Source organism: Mycolicibacterium sp. SMGY-1XX (genome assembly GCF_059132455.1).
Genome location: NZ_CP101139.1, coordinates 6,510,159 through 6,536,033, shown reverse-complemented (window position 1 = coordinate 6,536,033; position 25,875 = coordinate 6,510,159). Strand labels below are relative to the sequence as shown.

The 25,875-nt window shown below is 67.5% G+C and carries 25 protein-coding genes and 1 pseudogene; 12 read left to right on the top strand and 14 right to left on the bottom strand.

What is annotated here, in order from left to right:
* Nucleotides 1–91: 91 nt before the first annotated feature.
* Nucleotides 92–2,377, top strand: a complete 2,286-nt coding sequence (locus NL241_RS31195; protein ID WP_494395991.1) for a thiamine pyrophosphate-binding protein — start codon at nucleotides 92–94, stop codon at nucleotides 2,375–2,377.
* Between the two features lie 159 nt (nucleotides 2,378–2,536).
* Entirely contained in the window at nucleotides 2,537–3,196 is a 660-nt protein-coding gene (gene mspA, locus NL241_RS31190; RefSeq protein ID WP_487693219.1) for a porin MspA, read from the top strand.
* Nucleotide 3,197: 1 nt separating this feature from the next.
* Here the strand turns inward: mspA and fabG are convergent, their stop codons facing one another.
* Nucleotides 3,198–3,974, bottom strand: coding sequence for a 3-oxoacyl-ACP reductase FabG (gene fabG, locus NL241_RS31185; RefSeq protein WP_487693218.1), 777 nt, complete (start codon nucleotides 3,972–3,974; stop codon nucleotides 3,198–3,200).
* A gap of 78 nt (nucleotides 3,975–4,052) precedes the next feature.
* Between fabG and NL241_RS31180 the strand changes: the two genes are divergently transcribed.
* Nucleotides 4,053–4,403: a hypothetical protein gene (locus NL241_RS31180; protein ID WP_487693217.1), complete on the top strand. Its 351-nt coding sequence runs from the start codon at nucleotides 4,053–4,055 to the stop codon at nucleotides 4,401–4,403.
* Here the strand turns inward: NL241_RS31180 and NL241_RS31175 are convergent.
* Together NL241_RS31175 and NL241_RS31170 are read right to left on the bottom strand one after the other, a co-directional pair.
* Entirely contained in the window at nucleotides 4,400–5,017 is a 618-nt protein-coding gene (locus NL241_RS31175; RefSeq protein ID WP_494395990.1) for a DUF4873 domain-containing protein, read from the bottom strand. The genes NL241_RS31180 and NL241_RS31175 overlap by 4 nt on opposite strands.
* Nucleotides 5,014–5,913: an AurF N-oxygenase family protein gene (locus NL241_RS31170; protein ID WP_487693215.1), complete on the bottom strand. Its 900-nt coding sequence runs from the start codon at nucleotides 5,911–5,913 to the stop codon at nucleotides 5,014–5,016. Before NL241_RS31170 ends, NL241_RS31175 begins: the two co-directional genes overlap by 4 nt.
* Nucleotides 5,914–6,030: 117 nt before the next feature.
* Between NL241_RS31170 and NL241_RS31165 the strand changes: the two genes are divergently transcribed.
* Entirely contained in the window at nucleotides 6,031–6,330 is a 300-nt protein-coding gene (locus NL241_RS31165; RefSeq protein ID WP_487693214.1) for a hypothetical protein, read from the top strand.
* Nucleotides 6,331–6,543: 213 nt separating this feature from the next.
* Nucleotides 6,544–8,478 (top strand): annotated as a pseudogene (locus NL241_RS31160) (HNH endonuclease signature motif containing protein).
* Between the two features lie 116 nt (nucleotides 8,479–8,594).
* Here NL241_RS31160 and NL241_RS31155 read toward each other — a convergent pair.
* The 7 genes from NL241_RS31155 to NL241_RS31125 all read right to left on the bottom strand — a co-directional run bounded on the left by NL241_RS31155 (nucleotide 8,595) and on the right by NL241_RS31125 (nucleotide 16,150).
* Nucleotides 8,595–9,626, bottom strand: a complete 1,032-nt coding sequence (locus tag NL241_RS31155; protein WP_494395989.1) for an alcohol dehydrogenase catalytic domain-containing protein — start codon at nucleotides 9,624–9,626, stop codon at nucleotides 8,595–8,597.
* 7 nt (nucleotides 9,627–9,633) lie between these two features.
* Complete coding sequence (locus tag NL241_RS31150; RefSeq protein WP_494395988.1) at nucleotides 9,634–11,556, bottom strand: flavin-containing monooxygenase; 1,923 nt, start codon at nucleotides 11,554–11,556, stop codon at nucleotides 9,634–9,636.
* Nucleotides 11,557–11,609: 53 nt separating this feature from the next.
* Nucleotides 11,610–12,386, bottom strand: coding sequence for a bestrophin-like domain (locus tag NL241_RS31145; RefSeq protein WP_494395987.1), 777 nt, complete (start codon nucleotides 12,384–12,386; stop codon nucleotides 11,610–11,612).
* A gap of 55 nt (nucleotides 12,387–12,441) precedes the next feature.
* A complete protein-coding gene (glgX, locus tag NL241_RS31140; protein WP_494395986.1) occupies nucleotides 12,442–14,592 on the bottom strand; it encodes a glycogen debranching protein GlgX in 2,151 nt (716 codons plus the stop codon).
* A 118-nt stretch (nucleotides 14,593–14,710) separates the two neighbouring features.
* Nucleotides 14,711–14,911, bottom strand: a complete 201-nt coding sequence (locus tag NL241_RS31135) for a hypothetical protein (protein WP_487693209.1) — start codon at nucleotides 14,909–14,911, stop codon at nucleotides 14,711–14,713.
* 117 nt (nucleotides 14,912–15,028) lie between these two features.
* A complete protein-coding gene (locus NL241_RS31130) occupies nucleotides 15,029–15,466 on the bottom strand; it encodes a hypothetical protein (protein WP_494395985.1) in 438 nt (145 codons plus the stop codon).
* Nucleotides 15,467–15,469: 3 nt separating this feature from the next.
* Nucleotides 15,470–16,150, bottom strand: coding sequence for an HAD family hydrolase (locus NL241_RS31125; RefSeq protein WP_494398421.1), 681 nt, complete (start codon nucleotides 16,148–16,150; stop codon nucleotides 15,470–15,472).
* A gap of 189 nt (nucleotides 16,151–16,339) precedes the next feature.
* Here NL241_RS31125 and NL241_RS31120 point away from each other — a divergent pair, with 189 nt between their 5' ends.
* From NL241_RS31120 to NL241_RS31105, 4 genes are read left to right on the top strand one after another with little or no spacing between them, the layout of a single operon-like run.
* Complete coding sequence (locus NL241_RS31120; protein WP_487693263.1) at nucleotides 16,340–18,184, top strand: hypothetical protein; 1,845 nt, start codon at nucleotides 16,340–16,342, stop codon at nucleotides 18,182–18,184.
* Entirely contained in the window at nucleotides 18,181–18,345 is a 165-nt protein-coding gene (locus NL241_RS31115) for a hypothetical protein (RefSeq protein WP_487693207.1), read from the top strand. Before NL241_RS31120 ends, NL241_RS31115 begins: the two co-directional genes overlap by 4 nt.
* A 17-nt stretch (nucleotides 18,346–18,362) precedes the next feature.
* Nucleotides 18,363–18,779 (top strand): hypothetical protein, encoded by a 417-nt coding sequence (locus NL241_RS31110; RefSeq protein WP_494395984.1) that lies wholly within the window; start codon nucleotides 18,363–18,365, stop codon nucleotides 18,777–18,779.
* Nucleotides 18,776–20,098, top strand: coding sequence for a hypothetical protein (locus NL241_RS31105; RefSeq protein ID WP_494395983.1), 1,323 nt, complete (start codon nucleotides 18,776–18,778; stop codon nucleotides 20,096–20,098). Before NL241_RS31110 ends, NL241_RS31105 begins: the two co-directional genes overlap by 4 nt.
* A 4-nt stretch (nucleotides 20,099–20,102) precedes the next feature.
* Here NL241_RS31105 and NL241_RS31100 read toward each other — a convergent pair whose 3' ends face one another.
* Nucleotides 20,103–20,699, bottom strand: coding sequence for a TetR/AcrR family transcriptional regulator (locus NL241_RS31100; protein WP_487693205.1), 597 nt, complete (start codon nucleotides 20,697–20,699; stop codon nucleotides 20,103–20,105).
* A 120-nt stretch (nucleotides 20,700–20,819) separates the two neighbouring features.
* Here NL241_RS31100 and NL241_RS31095 point away from each other — a divergent pair, with 120 nt between their 5' ends.
* Both NL241_RS31095 and NL241_RS31090 read left to right on the top strand, forming a co-directional pair.
* A complete protein-coding gene (locus NL241_RS31095) occupies nucleotides 20,820–22,187 on the top strand; it encodes an MFS transporter (RefSeq protein ID WP_494398420.1) in 1,368 nt (455 codons plus the stop codon).
* Nucleotides 22,188–22,216: 29 nt separating this feature from the next.
* Nucleotides 22,217–22,684, top strand: coding sequence for a PPOX class F420-dependent oxidoreductase (locus NL241_RS31090; protein WP_494395982.1), 468 nt, complete (start codon nucleotides 22,217–22,219; stop codon nucleotides 22,682–22,684).
* Here NL241_RS31090 and NL241_RS31085 read toward each other — a convergent pair.
* Complete coding sequence (locus NL241_RS31085; RefSeq protein ID WP_494395981.1) at nucleotides 22,669–23,496, bottom strand: hypothetical protein; 828 nt, start codon at nucleotides 23,494–23,496, stop codon at nucleotides 22,669–22,671. The two genes, NL241_RS31090 and NL241_RS31085, sit on opposite strands and share 16 nt — an antisense overlap.
* Before the next feature lie 32 nt (nucleotides 23,497–23,528).
* On the opposite strand from NL241_RS31085, the gene NL241_RS31080 reads away from it, so the two are divergent.
* On the top strand, nucleotides 23,529–24,029 hold the full coding sequence (locus tag NL241_RS31080; protein ID WP_494395980.1) for a hypothetical protein: 501 nt from the start codon (nucleotides 23,529–23,531) through the stop codon (nucleotides 24,027–24,029).
* Here the strand turns inward: NL241_RS31080 and NL241_RS31075 are convergent.
* On the bottom strand, nucleotides 24,026–25,201 hold the full coding sequence (locus NL241_RS31075; RefSeq protein ID WP_494395979.1) for a serine hydrolase domain-containing protein: 1,176 nt from the start codon (nucleotides 25,199–25,201) through the stop codon (nucleotides 24,026–24,028). The genes NL241_RS31080 and NL241_RS31075 overlap by 4 nt on opposite strands.
* Nucleotides 25,198–25,854 carry a TetR/AcrR family transcriptional regulator gene (locus NL241_RS31070; RefSeq protein WP_494398419.1) on the bottom strand — a complete coding sequence of 219 codons (657 nt, stop codon included), beginning with the start codon at nucleotides 25,852–25,854 and terminating at the stop codon, nucleotides 25,198–25,200. Before NL241_RS31070 ends, NL241_RS31075 begins: the two co-directional genes overlap by 4 nt.
* Nucleotides 25,855–25,875: the final 21 nt, after the last annotated feature.

Genomic DNA, 25,875 nt, shown 5'->3' with positions numbered 1-25,875 from the left:
TGCAATCTGCACAGAGTCTGCGGACATCGTTGCGCAGATTCACGTCGAGAATCCAGACTCGAGGTGACTTCGCACGTCAGAGGAGGGTGACATGAGCGATCCGCTGGTCGAGATCGAGAAACGCGTGCTGTGGCTGTCCACCGCGATGATCCACCACGCCAATCGTGTCCGGCCCAACACCTCGGGCCTCAAAGTCGGCGGGCACCAGGCCTCGTCGGCCTCGATGGCGACGATCATGACCTCACTCTGGTTCGAGCATCTGCGGGCCGGCGACCGGGTGTCGGTGAAACCGCACGCGTCACCGGTGCTGCACGCGATCAACTACCTGATCGGCGAACTCGACGAGCGGTACCTGACCACCTTGCGGGAGTTCGGCGGTCTGCAGAGTTATCCCAGCCGCACCAAAGACCCTGACCCGGTGGACTATTCGACCGGCTCGGTGGGGATCGGCGCGACGGCACCGATCTGGGCCGCCATGGCACGCAGGTATGTGTCCCGTTTCGGCGATGCGGGGGGAACGGGGCGGCAGTACTCGCTGGTCGGTGACGCCGAACTCGACGAAGGCGCGGTCTGGGAGGCGATCCTGGACCCCGCCGTGGCCGAGTACGGCGAGATCGTGTGGATCGTGGACATGAACCGGCAGTCGCTGGACCGGGTGGTGCCACACATCGCCGCCGACCGGCTGGAGCGGATGTTCGCCGCCGCCGGATGGCAGGTGATCACCTGCAAGTTCGGCCGGCTGCTGGAAGCCCTGTTCGCACAACCCGGTGGTGACGCATTACGACGCCGCATCGTGGAGATGCCGAACCCCGAGTACCAGCGCCTGCTGCGCTGCGACGCCGAGGAGCTCCGCGCACGCCTGCCCGGCGGGGGCGAGGGCGCCGGCGCCATCAGCGACCTGATCGCGGGGCTGGACGACGCCACCCTGTTGTCGGCCATCCGCAACCTCGGCGGCCACGACCACGACCTGCTGCGTGAGGCGTTCAGCCAGATCGACGACACCAGGCCGACGGTGGTGATCGCCTACACCATCAAGGGTTACGGCCTTCCTACACAAGGACATCCGCAGAACCACTCCTCCCTGCTGACCGTCGAACAGTATGACGAGCTGGCTGCCGAGCTGGGCATGGACCCCACACACCCGTGGCGGCGGTTCGACGAGGGCAGCGACGAGGCGGTGCTGTGTGCGGCCACCAGAGACCGTCTGGAGCGGCGGCCGGTGCCCGACGGCACACCGCCTGCGGTCCCCATCGACATCGGCCGCACCCCGACGGGGACATCCACCACCCAGGCGGCGCTGGGACGCGCGCTGCTCGACCTGACTCGGGAAGCGCCCGAGGCGGCCGGGCGGGTGGTCACCGTCAGCCCCGACGTGAGCTCGACGACGAACCTGGCCGGCTGGCTCAACAAGGTGGGGGTGTGGTCCACGACCGAGCGGCGCGACTGGTTCGACGACGACGCCGAGACCATCATGCACTGGCGCGAGAAACCGACCGGCCAGCACATGGAACTCGGCATCGCCGAGACCAACCTGGTGGGGCTCATCGGCGAACTCGGCGCCACCTGGAGCCGCTGGGGTGAGCCACTGTTCCCGATCGGCGTGCTCTATGACCCGTTCGTGGAACGAGCGCTGGAGCCGTGGTCATACGGCATCTACGCCGGCGGCCAGTCCATTCTGGTAGGCACGCCGTCGGGGGTGACTCTGGCCGCCGAAGGCGGTGCGCACCAGTCGATCAAGACACCGTCGATCGGCCTCGAACAACCCGGGTGTGTCAGTTACGAACCCGCCTTCGCCATCGATGTCGAGTGGACCCTGCTGTCGTGTCTGGCGCGGCTGGGCCGGGTGGATGGCACATCGTCGTACTTGCGGTTGTCGACGCGGCCGGTGGATCAGAAACTGGCGGCGGTCCCCGGGGATCCGGCGGCACGCGAGCGCCGCCGACGCCAGGTGGTCGCCGGCGCCTACCTGCTGCGGCGGGCCGCTTCTCCCGCGGTGACGTTGGTGGGGATGGGCGCGATGATCACCGAAACCCTTTCTGCCGCAGACCGTCTCGCCGAGCAGGGGATCGATGCCGACGTGGTGTGCGTGACCAGCCCCGGACTGCTGTTCGATGCCGTGCAGGCGCGGCGGGGGCGCTCCGAGGCGCCCACCTGGGTTCTCGAGCAGGTGTTCGGCGCCGAACGCGCCGCACCGATGGTGACCGTGCTCGACGGCCATCCCCACACGCTGTCGTTCCTCTCCGGCATCAACAACGTCCGCTCGATTGCGCTGGGCGTCAGCCGGTTCGGGCAGGTCGGTGCCCTCGAGGATGTGTACCGCTACCACGGCATCGACACCGACAGCATTGTCACCGCGGCCCTTGACCTGCTGTTTTGAATCCAAGACGCAATCGTTAGCGTTAATTAAGAGCAGCATGTGAAGTTTCTCATTTGTGACCTTTTGGCCCCGGACGGTGCCAGCATCCTCAGTGCGGTAACCGCCGACCCCGGTTGAACAAACTGCCGGGAATTCACCGCCGACCAGGCTGGGGGCAAAATGAAGGTAATCGGACGGGTGCTGGTGGCGTTGATCGCCTCCGTCGCGGCTCTGTTCGCGAGCACGGGCACCTCACATGCTGGCTTGGACAATGAGCTGAGCCTCGTCGACGGTCAGGGCCGCACCCTGACCATCCAGCAGTGGGACACGTTCCTCAACGGTGTCTTCCCGCTGGACCGCAACCGCCTCACCCGGGAGTGGTTCCACTCCGGCAAGGCCGTCTACGCGGTGACCGGTGCGGGCGCGGACGACTTCGAGGGCGTGCTGGAGCTGGGCTACCAGGTGGGCTTCCCGTGGTCGCTGGGTGTGGGCATCAACTTCAGCTACACCACCCCGAACATCGCGTTCGACGGCCAGGACTACGGCACGTTCAACCCCATCACCGGTGGTTTCGATCTGGACCTCATCCCGGCCATCGTGACCCCGCCGCTGTTCCCCGGCGTCTCGATCTCGGCTGACCTGGGCAACGGCCCCGGCATCCAGGAAGTCGCCACCTTCTCCGTGGACGTCACCGGCTCGGGAGGTGCGGTGGCGGTCTCCAACGCGCACGGCACCGTGACCGGTGCGGCCGGTGGCGTGCTGCTGCGCCCCTATGCCCGGCTGATCTCCTCGGCCGGTGACAGCGTGACCACCTACGGCGCGCCCTGGAACATGAACTGATTCAGGGTGTGACGGCCTCCGGCGATTCCGGCAGCACCTGCCCGCCGTCGACGGTGATCGACTGGCCGGTGATGTAGCCGGCTTCGTCGGAGGCCAAAAACGCTGCGGCGTACCCGATGTCCTCGGGTTTGCCCAGCGCGCCGTTCGGGATGGAGCGGGCCATCTGCGCCAGGTAGTCCTCACCGAGATCGGCCAGGCCCTCGGTGTACACATTGCCCGGCAGGACGGCGTTGACGGTGATGCGGTGCGGAGCCAGCTCGATCGCGGCCGTCCGCATGAACCCCAGCTGTGCGGCCTTCGAGGCGCCGTAATGTGACCAGCCCGGGAAACCGGTGATAGGCCCGGTGATCGAGGACGTCAGGACCACCCGCCCCCGGCCCGAGGCGATGAGCGCGTCCAGGCAGGCCTGCACGCTGAAGACATTGCCCTTGACGTTGATGTCGAAGACGTCGTCGAACTGTTCGGGTGTCATGGTCTTCAGCGGCGCGTCGGGAAAGACGCCCGCGTTGGCGCACAGCACGTCGATGCCACCGAACGCCTCCACCACGGCCGCGGCCATCGCGGCGCACGAATCCGGTTGCCGCACATCAACGGTCACGCCCAGCACCTTTCCGGAACCGAGGCCGTCGAGCTCGGCCACCGTCGAATCCAGATCGGCGGCCGAACGCGCGGCGATCGCCACGTCGGCGCCGGCTCGCGCGAACACCGAGGCGATGCCCTTGCCGATACCCTTGCTGCCCCCGGTGACCAGAACCGATTTACCCTCCAGCGAAAACATGGACACAGTGTGCGGCACATCGGCCGTTCTGGCACGGCGGCGTGACACCGACTGCCGCCGGGGGTATACCAGCAAGTCATGGCGAAGTACGTCGTCAACGACGCGGCGGTGAGCAAGGCACACGAGCTGATCGGGGCCCGTCAGTACGTCCTGGACAGTGATTGGGGGCAGGTCCAGCCCAAGGCGCAGGCGCAGAACGACTTCCTGGAAACACACACCTGGGATGAGTACGCGCAATGGCACCTGGCGCTGACCGATGGCGCCACCGACGAGACCAAAGCCCGATATGCGTTCGCCTACGGCGATTTTCGGCGGCTGCACCGCTCCGGGTTGATCGCCTGTGTGTACCGGGCGATGGAGTGGCGCCACAAAGAGGTCGAACTGGCCGCGCACGACCTGCTGCAGCGGCTGGACACGGCGACGCGTTAGGCCAGTGCGTACGGCGGGGCATCGACACCGGTGACGGTGTAGCCGCCCCACGGGGTCTGCTCGACGATCTTGGCCTGTGCACTGTGTCCGGGGGTGGACACGGTGACGGTGCGCGCACCTTTGAGGACGTCGGTCGGCAGCGCTCCGGTGACGGTCCCGCGCCAGTGATACCGACCGTCGATGGCCGCCAGGTGTCCGGACAGCCGGGCCCGCACGTCGACGTCGCCGTCGGGCAGCCCGACCGTGGCCGGGCCTTCGTAGACATCGTCATCATCAGGAGCGGTGCCACTGAGGTAGAACCGCCGCGCCAACGGCACCGGGCTCCACCGGCTGGCCGTGACGCGCGAGCGGGCTTCGATCCGGGCGGCTCCGCTGCGCTCGAACAGGTCCAGGCAGCGCTGCACCAACCGGGTCTGGTGTTCCACATCAGGGCCCGGGACGCGGAAGTAGTTCGGGATGCCGTGCACGGCGATGGCGGTGTCACCGGAGCGCCGGGTGTCGATCACCACCGCGGCCGTCTCGCACCGGCCGTCGGCGGTGGTCACGGTCCAGGTCTCGGTGGAATGGTCGAAACGGGCCTGGTCGGCGCTGTCGCGGATGACGATGACGCTCACAGGAATCCGGCCCGCCGCCACATCCTGCGGCCGATCCGGCCCATCAGGCCCACCTCTTCGAAGAAGGCGTTCAACGAGGCGAACGACGTCACGCACATCGCCTGGAAATGCGGGCTGTTCCTGGCCACCCGGCGCATCCGGGTGCCGTCCAGCCCGGCCCGGTGGTACTGGATGGGCAGGGTGAACAGCATCCGGTAGAACGGCCCGCCTGCGCCGTGCAGATTCGCCAGCACGAACTTCCGGTACCGGGGCATCGCCGGCACCGACTTGCGCAGCCCGTCGCGTGCGAACTGGATGTGGCGGGCTTCCTCGGTGACATGAATCCGCATGAGCCGCTGGACGATCGGCTGCAGATCCGGATCCTCCATGATCTGGCGTTGCAGTGCGTCGAAGATCTCTTCGCCCACCAGCGCCGCGCCCCACAGCACGCTGCCGCGGAACAGGAACGGCAGCGAGTTGATGATGATCCGCTGCGCCAGTTTGGGCCGCACCGGTACACCGCCGATACGGGCGATGGTCTTGCCGAACATCACCATGTGCCGGGTCTCGTCACCCAGTTCGGTGAGCGCGTAGTGGGTGGAGCTGGCGGTGGGGTTCTTGTGCATCAGGTCGCGCAGCAGCGCCTGGTTGAGGATGTTCTCGAACCAGATGCCCGCGGACAGGATGTTGATCAGTTCCTGCCGCGACAGTTCGATCTGCTGCTCACGGGTCATCGCCTCCCATTCCGGGGTGCCGAAGATCGTCACGACCTGGGGTGGCAGATAGAACTTGTCGGGATCCAGTGGTGCGTCCCAGTCGATGTCGACGATCGGTGCATAGGACTTCTTGACCGAGCCCTTGAGCAAACGGTCGGAGAATTCTTCGCGGGCGGTCCCCGGAGCAGTCGGCGCAACCATGAACCCACGGTATGGACCCCGATGGGGCTTAGTCAATACCCGCGGTACCGGATACTTTTGGTACTGGCGAGTAACCCCCAGGTTTTGTGAATCCGGGGATGGGGCACACTCGTGCGCGTGGACGGTGATTACGACGATGAAGGGCCCGACAACACGCTGAGCCCCAGTGAATCGCTGGACTCCGACGAGGTGCGCAACAACGACGGCGATATCGTCGTCGACCCGCCGGAACAGTGGATCGAGGCGAAGGAGGAGGAGACGCTCGACGAGCGACTCGCCGACGAGGTGCCCGATGTGCTCACCGGTGGGGACGAGCAGGAGCGTCCGGCGCGACGCACCCGGGGCCAGATCGACGGGACACCTGAGGACGGCGAGTCGTTCTACGAGATCGTCGACGAGGACGAAGCCACCTCGTGACGTAGCGCGGCGCGGGCTTAAGTGCGCGCTCTGGGCTCGGAGTTGCCCACGGGAACTTCCAACCGGCGGAACATCGGTGACTGCTGGAGTCGTTGTGCCCGCGTCTGTGCGACAATTGTGCGACACCGATGTGATTCTCTGACAACGCTTTTGGGTGCCAGGTTCTGTCGGACCCGGTCGTTATGGTCGAAGCATGTTCCCCCCTTGCCGACGATGATCGACGAATTGCGAGGTGGCTGTGATGCCGCCCCGGTCGTTGATGCCGCGGTGGGGTGGGCGCGGGCGGGCGCTGCCTGCGAAGCCCAGCGGTTGGCCGCGATGGCCGAATGGGCCGCGGTGTTCCTCGCCGACGCCGACGAGGACGCCGGTTTGTGTGCCATCGACGGCGAAGACGATGTGGTGGCCCAGATGGGCATCGCGTTCGGGATCTCCCCGAGGTGGGCGTTCACCGATCTGCAGGTCGGGGCGGCGATGCGGGAACGCTTCCCCAAGTTGGCCGCGGCGTTTCTGCGGGGGGAGATCTCGGCGCGGGTGATGTCCACCGTCGTGGAGCGCACCCTGCTGGTGGTCGATGACGAGGCCCTGGCCAAGCTCGACGACGCCTGCACAGAAGCCGCCGCGCTGTATGGGTGGAGCGGGTTGTCGTACTACCGTTTGAAGAACGCCGTCGATGTGTAGGTCGAACGGTTCGATCCCGATGCGGTACGCCGGGTCCGCAACACTGTGCGCGGGCGGGGGGTCAGTGTGGAACACACCGACGACCAGGCCGGGATCACCACCATCAAGATGCGGTTGAGCAAACCGGGTGGGGCCCTGTTGATGGGGACACTGCGCGCCATGGCCAAGGCCGTCTGCGCCGATGATCCCCGAACTCTGGATCAACGCATGGCTGACGCCACCGAAGCCCTGCACGTCGGCGCCCGCCACCTCACATGCCTGTGCGGCTCCGACACCTGTGCCGCCGCCGCCGATGACGGAGTGGCCTCGCGATTCGTGGTGCACATCTACGCCGACGCCGACCTGCTCGACGCGCCGCCGGATCCACTGATCCACGGCGAGGGCGTGTTCCCCACCGGCCCGGACAACGTGACCGTCACACACCGCAGCAAAAAGACCGAGCCGGCGTCGGCAGACGCCCCTGTCGCCGAGGCCGAGGCTGCTGAGCACGTCGACGCACCCTCCGGGGACGAAATAGACTCGTCCGCAAGCAAATCCGAGACGGCCAAGGAGACTGCTGAGCCCGACGCCGAGGCCATCGACGAGCCCGCCACCGGCCAAGGGCCGGGCTCGTCGGCTCCGCGGCACTGCCCGGTTCCTGCTGTCCAGGACGCCGAGCCGCCCGCAGACGGCCGGCCGGAGGAGACTGCCCGGGGTGAGGCGGACCAGGCCATCGACGCAACCGCTGAGCACGTCGACGAGCAGGATGGCGCCGAAACCACTCCTTCCACAGGACCTTTGAAAGTGGGCCGGGCGCCGGGGTTCATCCCCGGATACGGCGTGGTGCCGAATGCGCTGATCGCCGCATTGATCGCCGCCGGTGCCGAAGTTCGCCATGTCAAGGCACCGTCGCTCGAGCCGACCGAAAGCTACCGCCTCCGCGACGCCGACCGCGAATTCGTGCAAGCCCGGGATCTGACCTGCCGGATGCCGGGCTGCGACCGCCCCATCCACGACGCCGACCTGGACCACACCATCTCCTGGGGTGATGGCGGGCCCACACACCCCTCCAACGAGAAGGGCTATTGCAGGCACCATCACCTGCTCAAGACCTTCCGCGCCGGCTGGTCAGACGTCCAAAAGCCCGACGGCACACTGATTATCACCACGCCCACGGGTCACACGTACACCAGCATCCCGTTGAGCCGCATTCTGTTCCCGCGCGTGAACACCACCTCGGCCCCGGTGCAGCGGGGCAGCCCCAGAAAGCAACCGGCCGCCGACAAGTCGGTGAAGATGCCAAAACGACAACGCAGCAAGGCCAAGGACCGCGCCTACCGCATCGCCGCAGAGCGCGCATTGAATGCTGCCTATCGCGCCAGCGGCGGTGCTCCCACCCACCGCGCGGCCCTCAAAGACAACTGGGGATACCGGCTCTTCTTCGGCGAGTACACCCAAAACGCCGACCCCAACGACCCGCCACCCTTCTGACAGGCCGCCGCTGTTGGGCGTCGACAGCACCCGGTCGCCGACCCGCAGCAGATCAGACGGCAGTACGGTGCTGCTACCGCCTCTGCGACAGTGCCGCCGAGAGTCGGTTCATCTCGCTACGTCTTGACTGTCAGCGCCACTTTCACACACCCGGCGGTCCGGGCGGCGACGGCGGCATAGGCCTGCGGCGCGGCGTCCAACGGCAGGAAGTCGGTGAAGATGCCGCTGGTGTCGAGGCGCCCGGCCCGGATCAGCGGCACCAGCTCCGGCCAGGTGCGTTGCACCGGTGCCGTGGTCATCCGCAGGGTCACGCTGCGCACCAGGCTCATCAGCGCCGGGAACGGGAACGGGTTCAGATCGTGGACGCCGATCACAGACACCGTGCCGCCGGCGCGTACGCACGTCAGCGCGTCGGTCATGGTGGTGTCATTGCCCACCGCGTCGATCACCGATGCCGCGCCGCGGCCGGCGGTGGCATCGAACACGGCACCCACCGCCGGCGGTGCCAGCGGCGTGGCGCCCGATCGCACGGCCAGGTCGCGGCGGCCCTGCACCGGGTCGACCGCGAAGACAGTGCCCGCGCCCTGGGCGATGGCGCTGCGGACCGCGCACAGCCCGACCGCGCCCAGGCCGAGCACCACCACGGTGCCGCCCGGCGGGATGTCGGCCCGTTGGGCGCCCGCCCAGCCGGTGGCCAGGTTGTCGGTGAGCAGCAGCGCCGCTTCGGTGTCGATACCGTCGGGAATCGGCAACAGCTGGAAATCCGCGGCGGGCACGGCCAGCAGTTCCGACTGTGCACCCCCGAGAGCGCCGGATCCGAAGATCTGCGGCCCGGACACGCACGTGACGGGGTCGTGTGTCGCGCAGCCGGCGCAGCGGCCGCAGCCGGCGACCGAGGACACCAGCACCCGGTCTCCCACCGTCACGGTGCGCACGTCGGCGCCCACCTCGACGACGGTGCCCACCGCCTCGTGCCCGAGCGGAACCGGTTGTGGCAGTGGATAATCACCTTCGTAGAAGTGCAGATCGGAGCCGCAGATGGCGGCGGTGTCCACGGCCACCACGGCGCCGCCGGATCCGGGCAGGGCGGGATCGGCGACGGTGTCCACCCGGATCTGCCCGGGGGCGTCGATCAGTACGGTGCGCATGGTCCCCCTAGCTCAGGACAAAATCGTCGGGGTCAGGGCTGCGGGTCCAGGTCCAGAAGTCCACGAGCCGCCAGGGACTCAGCGAGTGCACCTTTCCGGCGGCGTCTTTGTAGAAGCTGTGTTCGATCGCCGGATGTGACCACACCATGGTCTCGAGTTCTGCCTGGCTGCGCCGGTACCAGTCGTCATAGCGGTCCTGCCGCGGCTCCATGGCGCGCTTACCGCCGGCGATCAGCAGGTCCAGGCACCCCATGATGTAGCGGACCTCGCACTCGGAGTGGAAGATCAGACTTCCACCACTGGCCAGGTTGGTGCCGGGGCCGTAGAGGCAGAAGAAGTTCGGGAAGTCCGGCACGGTGATACCGAGATATGCCGACGGCTGGGGTCCCCAGTAGTCGTGTAGTTCGATTCCCTTGCGGCCGTGTACTTTCAGCGAGGACAGCATGTCGTTGACCCGGAAACCGGTGGCGTAGACCAGGACGTCGGCGGGATACCGGGTGCCGTCTGTCGCCACCACGGCATGGGGTTCGATACGCGCGACGCCGTCCCGGACCAGTTCCACGTTGTCGCGGGTCAGTGTGCGCAGCCAACTGCCGTTGTCCTGCAGGGTCCGTTTGCCGGTGGCGGGATAGTCGGGGATCACCTTCGCGAGAAGGTCTGAGTCACCGTCTATTTGGCTTGTGATCCAATCGGTGAACATCATCCGGGCCAGGTCGTTGGCGGCGCTGACGGAGGTCTGCTGATCGGGCCAGTCGGGGTCGATCCTGGCGGCGGCCAACCCGGTGTCGCAACCCGGCCAGAACAACAGGAAGCGGTACCAGCGTCCGTAGAACGGCAGGTGCCGCAGCGCCCACTGCACCCCGGGGCCCACCTTGGCGTGATAGTTGGGGTTCGGGAACATCCACTGGGCAGTGCGCTGGAAGACGGTCAGGCTCTCCACCCGGCCGGCGATGGCGGGTGCCACCTGGAACCCGGTGGCACCGGCGCCGATCATCACCACCCGCCTGCCGTCCAGGTCGACGTCATGGTCCCAGCGTGCGGTGTGAAAGGCCGGGCCGGCAAAGGTTTCCGCGCCGATGAAGTCCGGGACGTGCGGGGCGTTCAGCTGGCCGACGGCGCTGATCACCGCCCGTGCGCGCAGGATCTCCCCGGTGTCGAGGTGGACGGCCCAGGTCGAGGTGGCCTCATCCCATTCGGCGCACGTGACGCCGGTGTTGAACCGGACGTGCGCGGTGACGCCGTGCTTGTCCATCACCGCCTGGAAATAGGCCTGCAGTTCCGGCTGCTGGGCGAAGAACTCCGACCAGTGGTCGTCAGGCTCGAAGCTGTAACAGTAGCAGTGATTGCCGACATCGACCCGGGCACCCGGATACGTGTTCTCCCACCAGGTTCCGCCCACGCCGGGGTTCTTCTCGATCACGGTGTAGGGGATGCCGGCCTGCTGCAGGCGGATCGCGGCCAGCAGGCCGGACTGTCCGGCGCCGATGACCACGACGGGGAACTCGGACCGGGCGGCCGCGGTCGAGCGGAACGTGGTGTCACGCTGGTCTCGGCCGTCGAGCTCCATCTCCTCGAGCATCATGGGCACGTACTCGGGCGCGACGTCCTCACACACCAGCCAGTCCATCATCCGCTTGAGCAGGGCGCCGTCCACGGCCGCGGGTTCGGGACAGCCGCGGTCGCGGTAGTCGCGGATGGTGTCGAGCGCCAGGGCGCGGGCGGCCGTCTTGTCCTGCTCGCTCATGAACCCCTGGACTTCGTTGAGGAACAGCCCGGCCGGTTTGAGCGGACCGTCCAGCAGGGCGGCGTCACCGCTCATGTGCACACAGGACAGCAGCAGTGCGGGTATGGAGACGTCTTCCAGGGCCGCCGCGATGTCGGCGTCGGAATCGGTGAACGGCACCCCAGCGTGCGGATTGCGAGCGGCCACCAGCCGAACGCTAGGGCATCGTTCCCGCCGTGTGTGCAGATTCCCGAAAGTGTCTACTGGCTCCAGTCCTTGAGCAGGTTCACATAGGGGGTGGGTGACACCGAGAGTCCACCGACATACGGGTGTTCCAACGCGAAGATCAGGTACACGACGAAGCCCAGCAGCGCCGCCGTCAGCCCCACCGCCACGCAGTGCACCAGCAGATCCCGGGTTCCCAGCAGGAAGGTGAAGGCCATGATCACGCCGCCGCCGCCCAGCAGCAGTACCCACAGTTCGCCGGGTACCTGGGCGTCGCCGGTGGAGACGCGCATCTTGCGGTCGGCGGTCAGATCGTTCAGCCGGACGATGGCGTGATCGAAGAACGCGATCTGGTTGCGGGTTTCCGGCTGGACTTTGAGATAACTCTCCCAGACCGCGGTCAGCTGACCGGACTGTTCGTCGACCGTCTCTCCGCGACGCATCCTCGGGAACTCCTCGTCCACCACGTACCGGGTGTAGGCGAGCAGGTTCTGCTGCACCTCCTGCTGCGCCTCGGCGGGCAGGGCTGCCGAATCCCGCAACAGGTCGGTGATGGCGGTGGCCTCATCGCTGGTGGCGTCCTGGGCGTCGCCGAACTGTTCCCACACGACGACCACCACGAACGCCACCAGCACGGCATACAGCACACCGCCCAGTTGAAAGACCGTGCCCGAGACCGCATTCGCATTCTCGAACCTGGTGTGGGGCACCAGCTTGCGGAACAGGATGAGTCCACCCACCGAGATCCCGACGATCGCGGCCACCCAGAGGGCGCCGAGCACCGGGGGAGGTACCTGCAGGAGCCACAGCACGCCCGATTATCACCGCGCGAGGCCTCCCTCGGGTGCTCAACACACCGTTGGGGACCTACTGCTGCGCGACCGCCTGCAGCACCACGATGGCGCGCGCCCCGACCTTGAGGGTTTGGGTGGCCGCCACCGGATCACCGTCGACGGCACCGGGATCGGCGGCGGTGTCGATGACCGGCTGCCAGGCCGCACCGAATTCCTCGGGCGGAACCGTGAACTCGATCGGTTCGTGGTGGGCGTTGAAGCAGATCACGAACGAATCATCGGTGACGCGTTGACCGCGCGGATCGAGGTCGGGGATGCCGTGGCCGTTGAGGTACACCGCCACCGACTTGCCGAAGCCGGAGTCCCAGTCCTCGTCGTTCATCTCTGATCCGTCCGGGCGGAACCACGAGATGTCCGGGACACCGGCGGAGCCGCGCTGCCGAACCGGCCGGCCGTTGAAGAACCGGCGTCGCCGGAACACCGGGTGCTCGGCGCGCAAATTCGACACCTTGCGGGCGAAGTCCAGCAGTTCCTGGTCGGCCTCGTCCCAGTTGACCCAGGTGATCTCGTTGTCCTGGCAGTAGCCGTTGTTGTTGCCGCCCTGGGTGCGGCCCAGCTCATCACCGTGGCAGATCATCGGAACACCCTGGGAGAGCAGCAGGGTGGTCAGGAAGTTGCGCTGCTGCTGTGACCGCAGTGCGTTGATCTCCGGGTCATCGGTGGGGCCTTCGACGCCGCAGTTCCACGAGCGGTTGTGGCTCTCGCCGTCGTTGTTGTCCTCGCCGTTGGCCTCGTTGTGTTTTTCGTTGTAGGACACCAGGTCCCGCAGCGTGAAACCGTCGTGTGCGATCACGAAGTTGATCGATGCCACCGGCCGGCGTGCGGTGTGCTCGTAGAGATCGGCCGACCCGGTGAGCCGCGAGGCGAACTCGCCGAGGCTGGCGGCCTCCCCGCGCCAGAAGTCGCGAACGGTGTCGCGGTATTTGCCGTTCCACTCGGTCCACTGCGGCGGGAAGTTGCCCACCTGGTAGCCGCCGGGGCCGACGTCCCACGGTTCGGCGATCAGCTTCACCTGGCTGACCGTCGGATCCTGTTGCACCAGTTCGAAGAACGTCGACAACTTGTCCACGTCATAGAACTCGCGGGCCAGTGTCGACGCGAGGTCGAACCGGAATCCGTCGACGTGCATCTCGGTGACCCAGTACCGCAGGGAATCCATGATCAGCTGCAGGGAGTGCGGGTGCCCGACGTTGAGGCTGTTGCCCGTGCCGGTGTAATCCATGTAGTACCGCTTGTCGTCATCGACGAGCCGGTAGTAGGCGGCGTTGTCGATACCGCGCATCGAGACCGTCGGGCCCATGTGGTTGCCCTCGGCGGTGTGGTTGTAGACCACGTCGAGGATCACTTCGATACCCGCCTCGTGCAGGGTGCGCACCATCGCCTTGAATTCCTGCACCTGGCCACCGGGGGTGCCGCTGCTGGAGTACTTGGAATCCGGGGCGAAGAAGCCGATGGTGTTGTAACCCCAGTAGTTCGACAGGCCCTTGTCGATCAGGGTCGAATCGTTGGCGAAGTGGTGCACCGGCATGAGCTCGATGGCGGTGACACCCAGCGCCTTGAGGTGATCGATGATCGCCGGATGGCCGATGGCGGAGTAGGTGCCGCGCATCGAGTCCGGGATGTCGGGGTGGGTCTCGGTCAGCCCTTTGACATGCGCTTCGTAGATGAAGCTGTCGGCGTACTCGTATTTGGGCGGGCGGTCGACGCCCCAGTCGAAGAACGGGTTGATCACCACCGACTTCGGCATGCTGGCCGCGGAGTCGTCGTCATTGCGGCTGTCCGGCTCACCGAAGTTGTATCCGAACAGCGACTGGTTCCAGTCGAAGTTGCCGTCGATGGCCTTCGAGTACGGGTCGAGCAACAGTTTGTTCGGGTTGCACCGCTGACCGTTACCGGGATCATACGGTCCGTGCACCCGGTAGCCGTAGCGCTGACCTGGTTCGATGCCGGGCAGAAAACCATGCCAGACGAAACCGTCGACCTCGGGGAGCGTGTAACGGGTCTCCCGGTAACCTCCGGCGCCGTCCTCCTCGAACAGGCAGAGTTCGACCTTCTCGGCGACCTCGCTGAACAGGGCGAAGTTGGTGCCCGAGCCGTCATAGGACGCGCCCAGCGGATACGCCTTACCGGGCCAGATCTCGGCCGGCTGGGATGCCGGGCTCACGTGCTGGCTCGCTTGCGCCGGGCGGTCATCACGGTCGACTCCTCGCGTTGGGGGTGAGGGGTTCAACCTATCCACTGACCTTTCTGGGTGCACACTGGCGCGTTTGGCGGCAGGAGCGTCATTCGGCGGCACGGTGCCGACCGTGATAGAGGGAGGCGGTGCTGGTACCCGAGCGCAGCGTGGTGGGTGACAGTGACCCGTTTCCACCGAATAACGCCAGGCCAGGGTCGCCGAACAGCTGTAGATCGGCGGCGACGACGCCTGCGTCAACCGAGCTCGCGTCGGGTGTCCACTGGTGCTCGGATGTGGTGTTCGCCATGTCGCCGTTCGTGCCTTTCCCTCTCGTAGGTCCGGGCGGGCGCCCGATCTCGAGCTGCGGGATACCCGAAACGGACCCGGTGAAACTGACCGTTGCGGCAATAACCCCGGGGTGGGTTCAGCCGGGGGTCGCCTCGTGTCCCGGGCGGCCGGGGGTGCGTCGGTCCTGTTTCATCTCTGCCTCGAAAACGTGGCGGATCCCACCCAGCAGCTCCTGGCGCACGGTCCGCTCGTGCTCGCGGAACACCGACCAGTAGACGTCGTCGAACTCTTCGACCACCTGGAACGTCCACCGGCCCGGCAGCACGTTGCGCCCCACCAGGTCGGTCTCCAACCGTTCGGCGATCTCGTCGTGGCCGGCGGCGCGCAATTTCTCGCACGCCTCGCCCACCTGGAAGTCGGCGTGTCCCATCAGCTGGTGGAAGGTGTACAGCGCGCCCCGGGCGCGTTCGATGGTCTCCAGCGCCTCGGACAGCTTGCCCGTGGCCTCTACGGTGGCGTCATCGACCCCGGCGGGCCGGCGGTCGAGGCCCTGTTCGGCCTGCCTAATGGACATCGGTCAGCCACCCTTCCGTGCGAGCCCGCCGATCCGGGTGGACTCCAGATTCTCGAGCAGATCAGCTGTGTCCTCGAAAACCGCTATCGCACCGGCAGTCTCGAGTTCGCCACGTGAAAAGCCACCGGACAACAGGCCGATGCAGGGCACGCCGGCGCGCACACACGCTTCGACGTCCCACACCGCGTCGCCGACGAAGACGGCGCGCTCTGCCGTCACTCCGGCCCGCTCCAACGCCACTGCGACGATGTCGGGCTCGGGTTTGGCGGTGTCCACGTCCTCCGACGACGTCACCGTCGACACCACGTCCTCGCTGTCGAGAACCCGGCGCAACAACTGCAGTTCGTCTTCGGGCGCCGAGGTGGCCAGCACCGCCTGCAGACCCAGTTGCTCGACCCGCTCGAGCAGTGCCCGGGCTCCCGGCAGCTGCTTCAACAGACCGGCCGTCTCCTGGTAGTAGCGCGAGTGCAGATCTTTGAGCCGGTGCTGCACATCCTCCTCGGCGCCATCGGACAACGTGTCCACCAGAGTGGAGCCGTCCATTCCGATACACCGGTGCACCCGCCAGGAGGACACCTCGAAGTGCTCCTCGGCAAAGGCCCGGGACCAGGCGTGGACGTGGAGGTAGTTCGAATCGACCAGGGTGCCGTCGACATCGAAGAGAACCGCAGCGGAACGCACCACGCTCAATTACCCGCTCCGCAGCCGCCCTATCTTCTCCCGACGAGAAAGATTTTTGACAAATTCGCCCGAACGTAAAACCGGGTCCGAAGTGGGCGTTCACCCCATCACAGCGGTACCGGCGGTCCGGGTAATCCCCCGAACCCCCTTGAAACCGCCCGCGAACCGTCCATACTCAGCCTTGTGACGTCGATGAATGCCACCTCGGGTCCCGCCATCCTGGCCGCCACGAGTGAAGGTGGTGGCGCCGCACTGGATCAAGTGCTCGGTCTGTCCGTGGCCGCCGGCATCGTGACCGTGGTGCTGTTGTGGATCGGTTACCAGCACCGGACCCGCAAGATCACGTGGCTCCAGACCTTCGCCGGCCGTACCGGTGCCAAGTTCAACCGGCCACCCTGGGTGGCGTTGCAGGTCTTCCTGTTCACCGCCACCATCATCTGTGCGCTGTTCGGCTTCATCTGGGATGTCAGCCTGCACATCGGGAAGGGTCGCGACTCGGGTCCGCTGGCGAACCCCGCGCACTACTTCATCCTGTTCGGGCTCTTCCTGCTGTTCATCGCCGGAGCGCTCTCGGTCGTACTGCCGTACGACAAGCCAGGCTCGGCCGCGGTGCGCATCACGCGTACCTGGTTCGCCCCGGTGGGCGGTCTGTTGATGACGGCGTGCGGGTTGTACGCGCTGATCGGCTTCCCCCTCGACGACGTGTGGCACCGGATCTTCGGCCAAGACGTCACATTGTGGGGCCCGACGCACCTGATGTTGATCGGCGGCGCCGGGCTCTCGCTGATCGCGGTGCTGCTGCTGGAATACGAAGGCAGACGGGCCATGGGACCGGACGCGCCCCCGGACACCAAGTTCCTGAAGTTCGTCCAGTACTTGTCTTTCGGCGGGTTGCTCATCGGATTGTCGGTGTACCAGATCGAATACGACTTCGGCGTCGAGCAGTTCCGCCTGGCCCTGCAGCCGATGATGATCGCCGGTGCCGCGGCGCTGGGATTGGTGGCCGCGCGTCTGGTGCTCGGCCGTGGTGCGGCCATCGCCGCCGCGCTGATCGCGATCGGGCTGCGCGGCGCCGTGGCACTCGTGGTGGGCCCGGTGCTGGGGGCGCCCACCAGCTGGTTCCCGCTGTATCTCGGCCCGGCCATCGTGGTCGAACTGCTGGCCCTCACCCCGCTGATCAAGCGGCACATCGTCTTCGGCGCGGTCGCGGGACTGCTCGTGGGCACCGCCGGGTTGTGGTTGGAGTCGCTGTGGATCGCGGCGGTCTACCACTACCCGTGGCCCACCAGCATGTGGGCCGAAGCCCTCGGCATGGCGATCCCGGTGGCGGTGCTCATGGGTGTCTGCGGTGCGCTGCTGGCCATGGTGCTCACCGGGGTGCGGCTACCGCGGCCCGCGATCGGAATCAGCCTGGTGGTCTTGACGGTACTGGTCATCGGCGGCGCGGTGGCCAACGGTCTGCGCACCGAGGTTCCGGAGAATGCCACGGCCACAATCGCGTTGACCGACCTACCCGCGCAGAATGACCAGCGGATGGTGTCGGCCGACGTCCGGATCAATCCGCCGGACCTCATCAGTGACAACCCTGAGTGGGTGACGATTCTGGCCTGGCAGGGTGGTCTGGAGAACGAACGCGGGTTGGTGATAGACCGGCTCGATCGGGTCGGCCCCGGGCACTACCGGTCCACCCGACCCATCCCGGTGTCAGGCACGTGGAAGACGCTGTTGCGCGTCCAGGACGGCACCACCATGGCGGGCGTGCCGATCTTCCTGGCCGGCGACCCTGGAATCGGCGCCCAGGAAGTGCCGGCCGAGGCCAACGCCACCCGGGATTTCGTCCCCGAGATCACCATCCTGCAGCGCGAACGCAACTTCGACCACCCGAGCTGGCTGTTCACGGCGGCGTCGATCGTGGTGCTCATCTGCACACTGATCCTGATCGCCGCCCTGACGTGGGGTGCCGGCCGGATCAACGGCAGCGAACCCGAACCGGCTCAGCGCAAGGACACCCGACCGAGGGTGTCCCCCGGTACATGACAACGCACCACGACGTCATCTACCTCGCCGACCACACCCTGCTGCTCGCTCTGCCCGCCCTGATCCCCGCCGTGATCGTCGCCGGGGTGGTGCTCTTCATCGCGGTACGCGACCGGCGTCAGGGTGACGATCCGGCGGAACCCAACGAAGGGGAACAGTGAGGTACCGTACTGCGTGCGTGCTGATCGGCACAGCGTTGGTGCTCAGCGGTTGCGGCACAAGCCAATCCGGCCCCGCCCAGTCCGGTGCCATGCCGTCAGGCAGCGCGTCCGCGGGAGCCCCGCCGGCGAGCGGCGTGTCGTCCAGCCAGGCCGAGCCGGCACCATCCGGTCCCTCTCTCGACATCACCATCGCCGCAGGTACGGTGACCCCCACCAACGCCACCCTGGAAGCGCAGGTGGGTACCCCGATCACCGTGAACGTCACCAGCGACGCCGCCGATGAGCTACACGTGCACGCCGTACCGGAGTACACGTTCGAGGTGAAAGCCGCTCCCGCGCAGACCTTTCAGTTCACCGTCGACATACCCGGACGCGTCGAGGTGGAGCTGCATGAACTGCACCGCACCGTGGCGACCATCCAGGTTCGCCCGTGACCCAGGCCGCCGTGCTCGCCCATGGGCTCGGTGGCTCGACGGATCTGCCGATCCCGCCCACCTACGCCCTGATCGGCGCGGCGTGGGCGCTGACGTTGACGTTCGTCGTCGTGGCGTTCGCGTGGCGCTCTCCGCGCTTCGATCCGGCCAAACCGGGCCGCCGCCTGCCTGATCGGCTCAGCCGCGTCGTCGACAGCCCGGTCACCCGGTGGACGGCTGCCATCCTGGTGCTCGCGCTGGCGGTCTGGGTGCTGGTGCTGGCGGTCTGGGTGCTGGTGCTGGCCGCGACCGCTCCACAGGACGCCGACAATCCACTGCCCGGGACGTTCTATGTGCTGCTATGGGTGGGTGTGGTGGCGGTGTCGGTGGTGGTGGGTCCGGTATGGCGGGTGATCTCTCCCGTGCGCACCGTATGGCGGTTCCTGCCAACCAGATTGGCCGCGGGGCGGCGCGATTACCCGCCCGGGTGGGGGTACCGGCCCGCGGCGCTGGGCTTGTTCGCGTTCGTGTGGCTGGAACTGGCCAGCCCCGATCCCGGCTCGGTGTCCGCGATTTCGCTGTGGCTGTTGGTGTATGCGGTGGCGATGTTCGCCGGAGCGGCCGTCTGCGGCGCCCGCTGGTTCACGCGGGCAGACCCGTTCGAGGTCTACAGCGTTGCCGCGTCGCGCATGTCGCCGTTTCGGCGCAACTCCGCGGGTGTGCTGGTGGTCGGTAATCCGTTCGACCATCTCCGTACGCTTCCGGTGCGTCCGGGCACCGTCACGGTGCTGGCCGTGCTGCTGGGATCGACGGCGTTCGACAGCTTCTCGGCCATGCCGGGGTGGCGCAGTTTCGTCGACGGGATCAGCGATGACCCGTGGGTGGCCAGCGGTGTGCGCACCCTCGGGTTGGCGGTGTTCATCGCCGTGGTGGGAGTGTCGTTCTGGGGGGCGGCGCGGGCCACCGGGGGAGTGGACGCCGAGCGTCGCCGTCGGCTCCCGGGGCAGCTGGCGCACTCGCTGATTCCCATCGTGATCGGATACGTTGCGGCGCATTACCTTTCGTATCTCGTCGAGCGCGGGCAACAGACGGTGATCCTGCTGGTCGAACCCCTGGGCCTGAGCTGGGACGTGCACTACATCCTGTCCACCCACCCCGGCGTGCTGGCCACCATCAAGGTCGGTTGCGTGGTCGCCGGCCACATGGCCGGGGTGGTCGCCGCGCACGACGCGGCCCTGCGCCTGCTACCCAAGAGGCATCAGCTGACCGGGCAGCTCGCGATGATGCTGGTGATGGTCGCCTACACCTTCACCGGCCTGTACCTGCTGTTCGGCGGATGACGCCTCAGGGCGCCGTCGCCAGGACGGCCAAGGCGTCGGCCGTTCGGCTGCAGTAGGCCTCCCGATCCGCCAACCCGCGCGTCATCGCGCGTGTCGCGGTCGAGGCCACCAGGAAGTCGAACACCGCATCGGACCGGATATCCCGTTGTGCTGCAGGCAATTTCGCCAGCGTGGGCGCCAACAGGTCGGCCATGGCGGTGCGTACGTCGAGTTCGGATCGCACCACCAGGCGTTCGTAGAGTTCTTCGTCGCGATGGTAGGCGGCCAGCAATCCGGGCAGTGCGGCCCGCGTCACCGGGTCGGCCAGCCACTCCAGGAACATCGCCGTCCACGCCCGCAGATCCGCGCGCAGGTCGCCGGTGGCGACCGGAAGCGGCGCGGGCTGTGCGTGCCCGAACGCGGCCTCCTCGATCAGCGCTTCCTTGTTGGGCCAGCGGCGGTAGATCGTCGGGGCGCCCACACCGGCGCGGCGCGCGATCGCCACCACCGTGGCGCCCTGATAGCCGGCCTCCACCAGCAGTTCGCGGGTGGCCGCCACGACGGCGATGTCCTTCTCGGGATCGCGCGGCCGGCCCGCGGTCGGTGCAGGTGCAGCCGTCACCGGTGGAACCCTACCCGCGTTTCGTTATCGGCTGTAAAGCAATCCGGCCGCGTCCGGCGACGCGCCCACTGGAACACTTGTGCGGTGTCATCCGCTGAGCGAACCGCGTTCCCGTTGGGAATGGCACTGCTGGTGGCCGGGTGTTTCTTCATGGAGATCCTCGACGCCACGATCATCACCCCGGCCATCCCGCTGATCGCCTCGTCCTTCGGCGTCGAACCGGTGGACGTCAACGTCGCGATCTCGGCGTATCTGGTGACCGTCGCGGTGCTGATACCCGCCACCGGATGGATGACCGACCGGTTCGGTATCCGCCGCGTCTTCCTCACCGCGATCGTCGTGTTCACCCTGGCCTCGATCGGCTGCGCGCTCAGCGTCTCGCTGCCCATGTTGGTGGGGATGCGGGTGCTGCAGGGAATCGGCGGGGCCATGATGGTGCCCGTCGGCAGGCTCGCGGTACTGCGCTACAGCGACAAGCTCGACCGGGTGCGCGCCATTGCGCTGCTCACCTGGCCGGCACTGGCCGCACCGGTGGTGGCGCCCGTCCTCGGCGGTGCCATCGCCACGCTCGGCTCATGGCGGTGGATCTTCATCGTCAACATCCCGATCGGGGTCGCCGGTTTCCTGTTGGCGCTCAAGCTGATGCGCGGCGGGCCCGCCGACTCGGCGCGGCCTCTGGACTGGCGCGGCCTGCTGGCCCTGGGCGCGGGAATCGCGGCGGCGCTGATCGCCCTGGAGAGCATCCGCGTCACCGGCACCGACTGGCTGCTCGTGGCGATCGGTGGTGCCGTCGCCGTGGTCCTGCTCGGGGGCGCCGTCGTCCACCTGCGCCGCGCCGCACAGCCGCTGATCAGGCTGAGTGTGCTCAGGTTCCGGTCGTTACGGATCACCGTCACCGCCGGATCGCTGTACCGGATGGTCATCACCTCGGTCCCGTTCCTGCTGCCGCTGCAATTCCAGCTGGTGTTCGGCTGGACCCCCTTCATGGCCGGGCTGATGGTGGCCGCGCTGTTCGCCGGCAATCTGACCATCAAGCCGGTCACCACGCCGCTGATGCGACGGTTCGGGATCAAGCGGGTGCTGCTCGTCAACGGTGTGGTGTCGGTCGGGTGGTTCGCGCTGCTGGCGGTGCTGCAGCCGGGACTGCCGGTGTGGGCCATCGTGGTGATCCTCTACGTCAGCGGCGCGCTGCGCTCCATCGGCTTCACCGCCTACAACACCCTGGCCTTCGCCGACGTCGAAGGCGACAACCTCACCCACGGCAACACGCTGAACGCCTCGGTGCAGGAACTCGCCGCCGGTGTGGGCATCGCGGTGGCGGCGCTGCTGCTCAGCCAGCTGACCCCGCTGGCGGGCGGCGACCTCGGCACGGCCTACACCTGGACGTACCTGGTGCTCGCCGGGATGCTGGCGCTGACGCTCATCGAAACCGTTCGCCTGCCCCGCGACACCGGTGCCGAGGTCAGCGGGACCCGCATCCGGCGTTGACCGAACCGGCAGTGACTACGGTGGGCACCATGGCCCGCAAGTACGCAACCGCTGACCGTGTGGAACTCGATCAGCTGCTGGAGTTCGTGAAGCCGCGGCACCAGATGATCCTGACCACCTTTCGGCCCGACAAGAGTCCGCAGAGCTCACCTGTCACCGGAGGGGTTCACGACGGTCGCCTGGTGATCTCCACATATCCGCAGCGCGCCAAGACCGTCAACATCCGGCGCAACGGCGCCGCCAGCGTCGTGGTGCTCTCCGACGAGTTCAACGGTCCGTATGTCCAGATCGACGGCGACGCCGAGATCGTCGACCTGCCCGAGGCGGTGGACGCACTGGTCGACTACTACCGCGCGATCGCCGGTGAACACCCCGACTGGGACGAGTACCGGCAGGCCATGCAGGACCAGGGCAAGTGTCTGATCCGGATCACGCCGGCCCGCTGGGGGCCGGTGGCCACGGGCGGCTTTCCGCCACCTGATCAGCCGCGCAACTGATCCAGCCGGTCCCGTAGCTCGGTGATGCGGGCCGAGGCGGCCAGCCCGGCCTGCTCGGCGTCGGCGTAGGCCTGTTCCGCCTCCTGCAGGGCACGTTCGGCATCGCGGAGGCGGCGCTGCGCCTGTTCGTGGTGTGTCCTGGCCGCGGCGAGATCCTTGTGGCGGCTCAGCATCAACTCGTCGGTGTCCGACTTGGCCCGCCGCGCCTCGGCGATCGCCGCGCGGGCGGCTTCGAGCTCACGACGGCGGGTCCGATCCTGCTCGCTGGCCCGCTCACGGGTTTTCTCGGTGGGCTTCTTCACCGGCGGCGCGGGCGGCGGCTTCTTCGGGGCCGGCCCTTTGGCGGTGGACACACCGAACCCGAACCCCGACCACTGCTCGGCCTTGACCAGCGTGCCCAGCCGCTCGGCCACCTCAGGGTCGGCGATCGCCGCCTGCAGGGTGGCCGTCACGTCATCGTGCAACGCGGCCGAGGGGTTGGCCACGTCGGCGGCGGCGAACGCCGCCTTGCTCAACTGGGTCACCAGCTGGCGTTGTTCGGCCGACAGCGCCCGGATGCGGTCGCCGTCCATCTCGGCGTGCGCGTCGCGTAGCTGGGCGGACAGATCACGAAGCCGGTCGCGGGCGTCGTCGTCACTGTGCACCAGGGAGTTGACCACCCAGGCGGCCGTCGTCGGCTTACGCGCCGCGGTGATCCGTGTGGCCGCCTCGGTGTCTCCGCGGTCCTTGGCGGCCTTGGCCAATGCGGTGCGCAGTGCGGTGAACTCCTCCGGCCTTGCTGCGTACAGCTGAGCAAGCTCCTCGTCGGCCATACCCACCATCATCGCGCCTACCCTGGCAGGTGATGACGCTCGATTTCACCAAGCTGAAGCTCCGCCAGCGCGACGGCGTGACGTGTGGGCCCAGTACCGCGATCGTCGCGGCGGCCATGCTGGACCCCGAGTACGCCGCCCGGCTGGAACTCACCGGCTGGTTCGAGTCGGAACAGGCCACCCTGCACCGGCAGCTCAACACCGTGTGGCCGCGCGCCTTGGGCACCACACCGTTCGGCATGGTGGAGGCGCTCAACGCCCACAGCAAGGGGGTGCGCTACCACTGGCGGTTCGCCCGAGCCGCTCAGCTGGACGCCATCCGTACCGCCGTGACCGCGGGATGGCCGGTGCCGATGCTGCTGGGCAAGGTGATCCCGCGGCACTGGGTGCTGCTGATCGGATTCGAAGGCGGACGGTTCCGCATCTATGACCCGGGCCGGGGCGACGTGCTGCTGGCGACACCCGCAGAGTTGCGTGGTGGTCTCGGCTTCCCCCAGGTGTTCGGCTACGTGGTGCCGGACCTGGGCACCTAGCTCAGCGAGGCGGCGATCGCGTCGAAGGCGGCCAGGGTGGAGAACAGCTTGGCGGTGTCCTGGGGCAACGGCCAGCTGGACAGTTTGGCGGCCACCATGTCGGCGGCGCGGTTGATGTAGATCATCTGGCCGTGGATGCCGATGCACATCAGTACGTTGTCACCGGGATAGGGCAACCAGATCTGATTGCGGTACATGCCGCCGGGCATCCGGTTGTCATCCGGGCTGGCGGCGAACGCGGCCCGGGAGTCCGGCCCGCCGGTCAGAGTGTCGGCCACCCACGCCTGCGGCAACACCTGCACACCGGTGCGTGATACCCCGTCGGACAGGAACAGGGAGCCGAACCGGGCCAAGTCGCTCAGGCAGGCGTTGATGCCGCCGTCGAACATGCCGGTGCCCACCGGGTCCACGCCGATGCTGGCGTCGTTGCGCGCACCCAGGTGGCCCCAGACCAGTGTGGACATCAGTTCCGGCATCCGCTGCCCGGCGGCGGCCTCGCACACCCAGCCCAGCACGTCGGTCTCGCACGAGCGGTAGTGGAACGGGCCGCCGTGCGGTGCGGCCTGGCGCAACGTCGCCAGGAAGCCGTACATCGTGGCCGGCAGGTCGGGGACGGTACGCGGTGCCCAGCCGATGGCCTGCTCGAGCAACCGCACCTCGGCAAGCGGGTTCAGGTACTCCTCGGAAAACGCTATGCCGGAACGCATGTCGAGCAGATTGCGAACGGTGGCGCCCGCATAACCGGACGCCGCCAGCTCGGGTACGTAGGCGGTCACCTCAGCGTCGACGTCGAGTACGCCGGCACCCGACAGTGCGCCGACGACGCCGGCGATCAGCGTCTTGGAAACCGACATCAGGATGTGGACGGTGTCCGGGGTCATCCCGCCGTGGTAGTGCTCGGCGAGGGTTCTGCCGTGATGCACCACCATCCAGCCGTCGGTGACCGTCTCCGCCATCACGTCGCCCACGGTGGTCTGCCTGGCGTGGGTGGCGTCGTAGAACGGCAGTTCCGCGAGCGCGGTGGGTTCCGGCGGCAGCTCGGCGACCGGCCCCGTGCCCCGTGAGATCGCCGCGACGGGCAGGAAATCGGCCATGTGCTGAAACGCCCAGTGCAGCTGCTCCGGCGACTGCCAGTTGGCCAGCGTCAGGTCCGGCGGCACACGGCCGATCAATCCCGCCCCCCGAGGTCGGAGTGCGCTCCCGGGTGGCCGTGGCTGAGCAGTGCGGCACAGGCGGCCACCGCGGTGTCGGTGATGCTGCGGATGTCGTCGCCGTCTTCCATGGTGTTGGCGGTCAACTCGCGCAGCCCACCCAGCAGGATCAGCGCCAGCGGCCGCGTCACGGGAGGGAACTGCGCGCGCACGAAGCCCGGGTTGGCGGTCAGGTCCATCAGCATGTCGGTGAGACGTTCCATGCTGCGACGCTGGACCGGCCGGGCGCGGTCGCCGAGTGCCGGGAACTCGCGGATCCACGCCAGCCAGATCGCGGGCCGAGAGGCGATGGTGTTCACGTAGGACTCGATGGCCTGCTCCACCTGGCGGTACCAGTGTGCGTCGGGATCCACGGCGGTGCGGATATCGGCGATCATCCGCGCGTTGTCGATGTCGAGCAGTTCGAGCAGGCAGTCGTCCTTGTTGCCGAACTGGTCGTAGAACGTCCGCTTGGAGGTCTTGGCGTGCCGCACGATGTCGGCCACCGTCGTCTCCCGGTAACCGCGCTCTTCGATGGAGGCGGCCAGCCCTTCGAGGAGGCGAGTCCGGAACGGGTCCTCACCAGCGGTGGACCCGGGGACATCGACATCGGCCACGCCACCATCCTCCCCCATCCGTCGCCCGGGCAGGGCGGC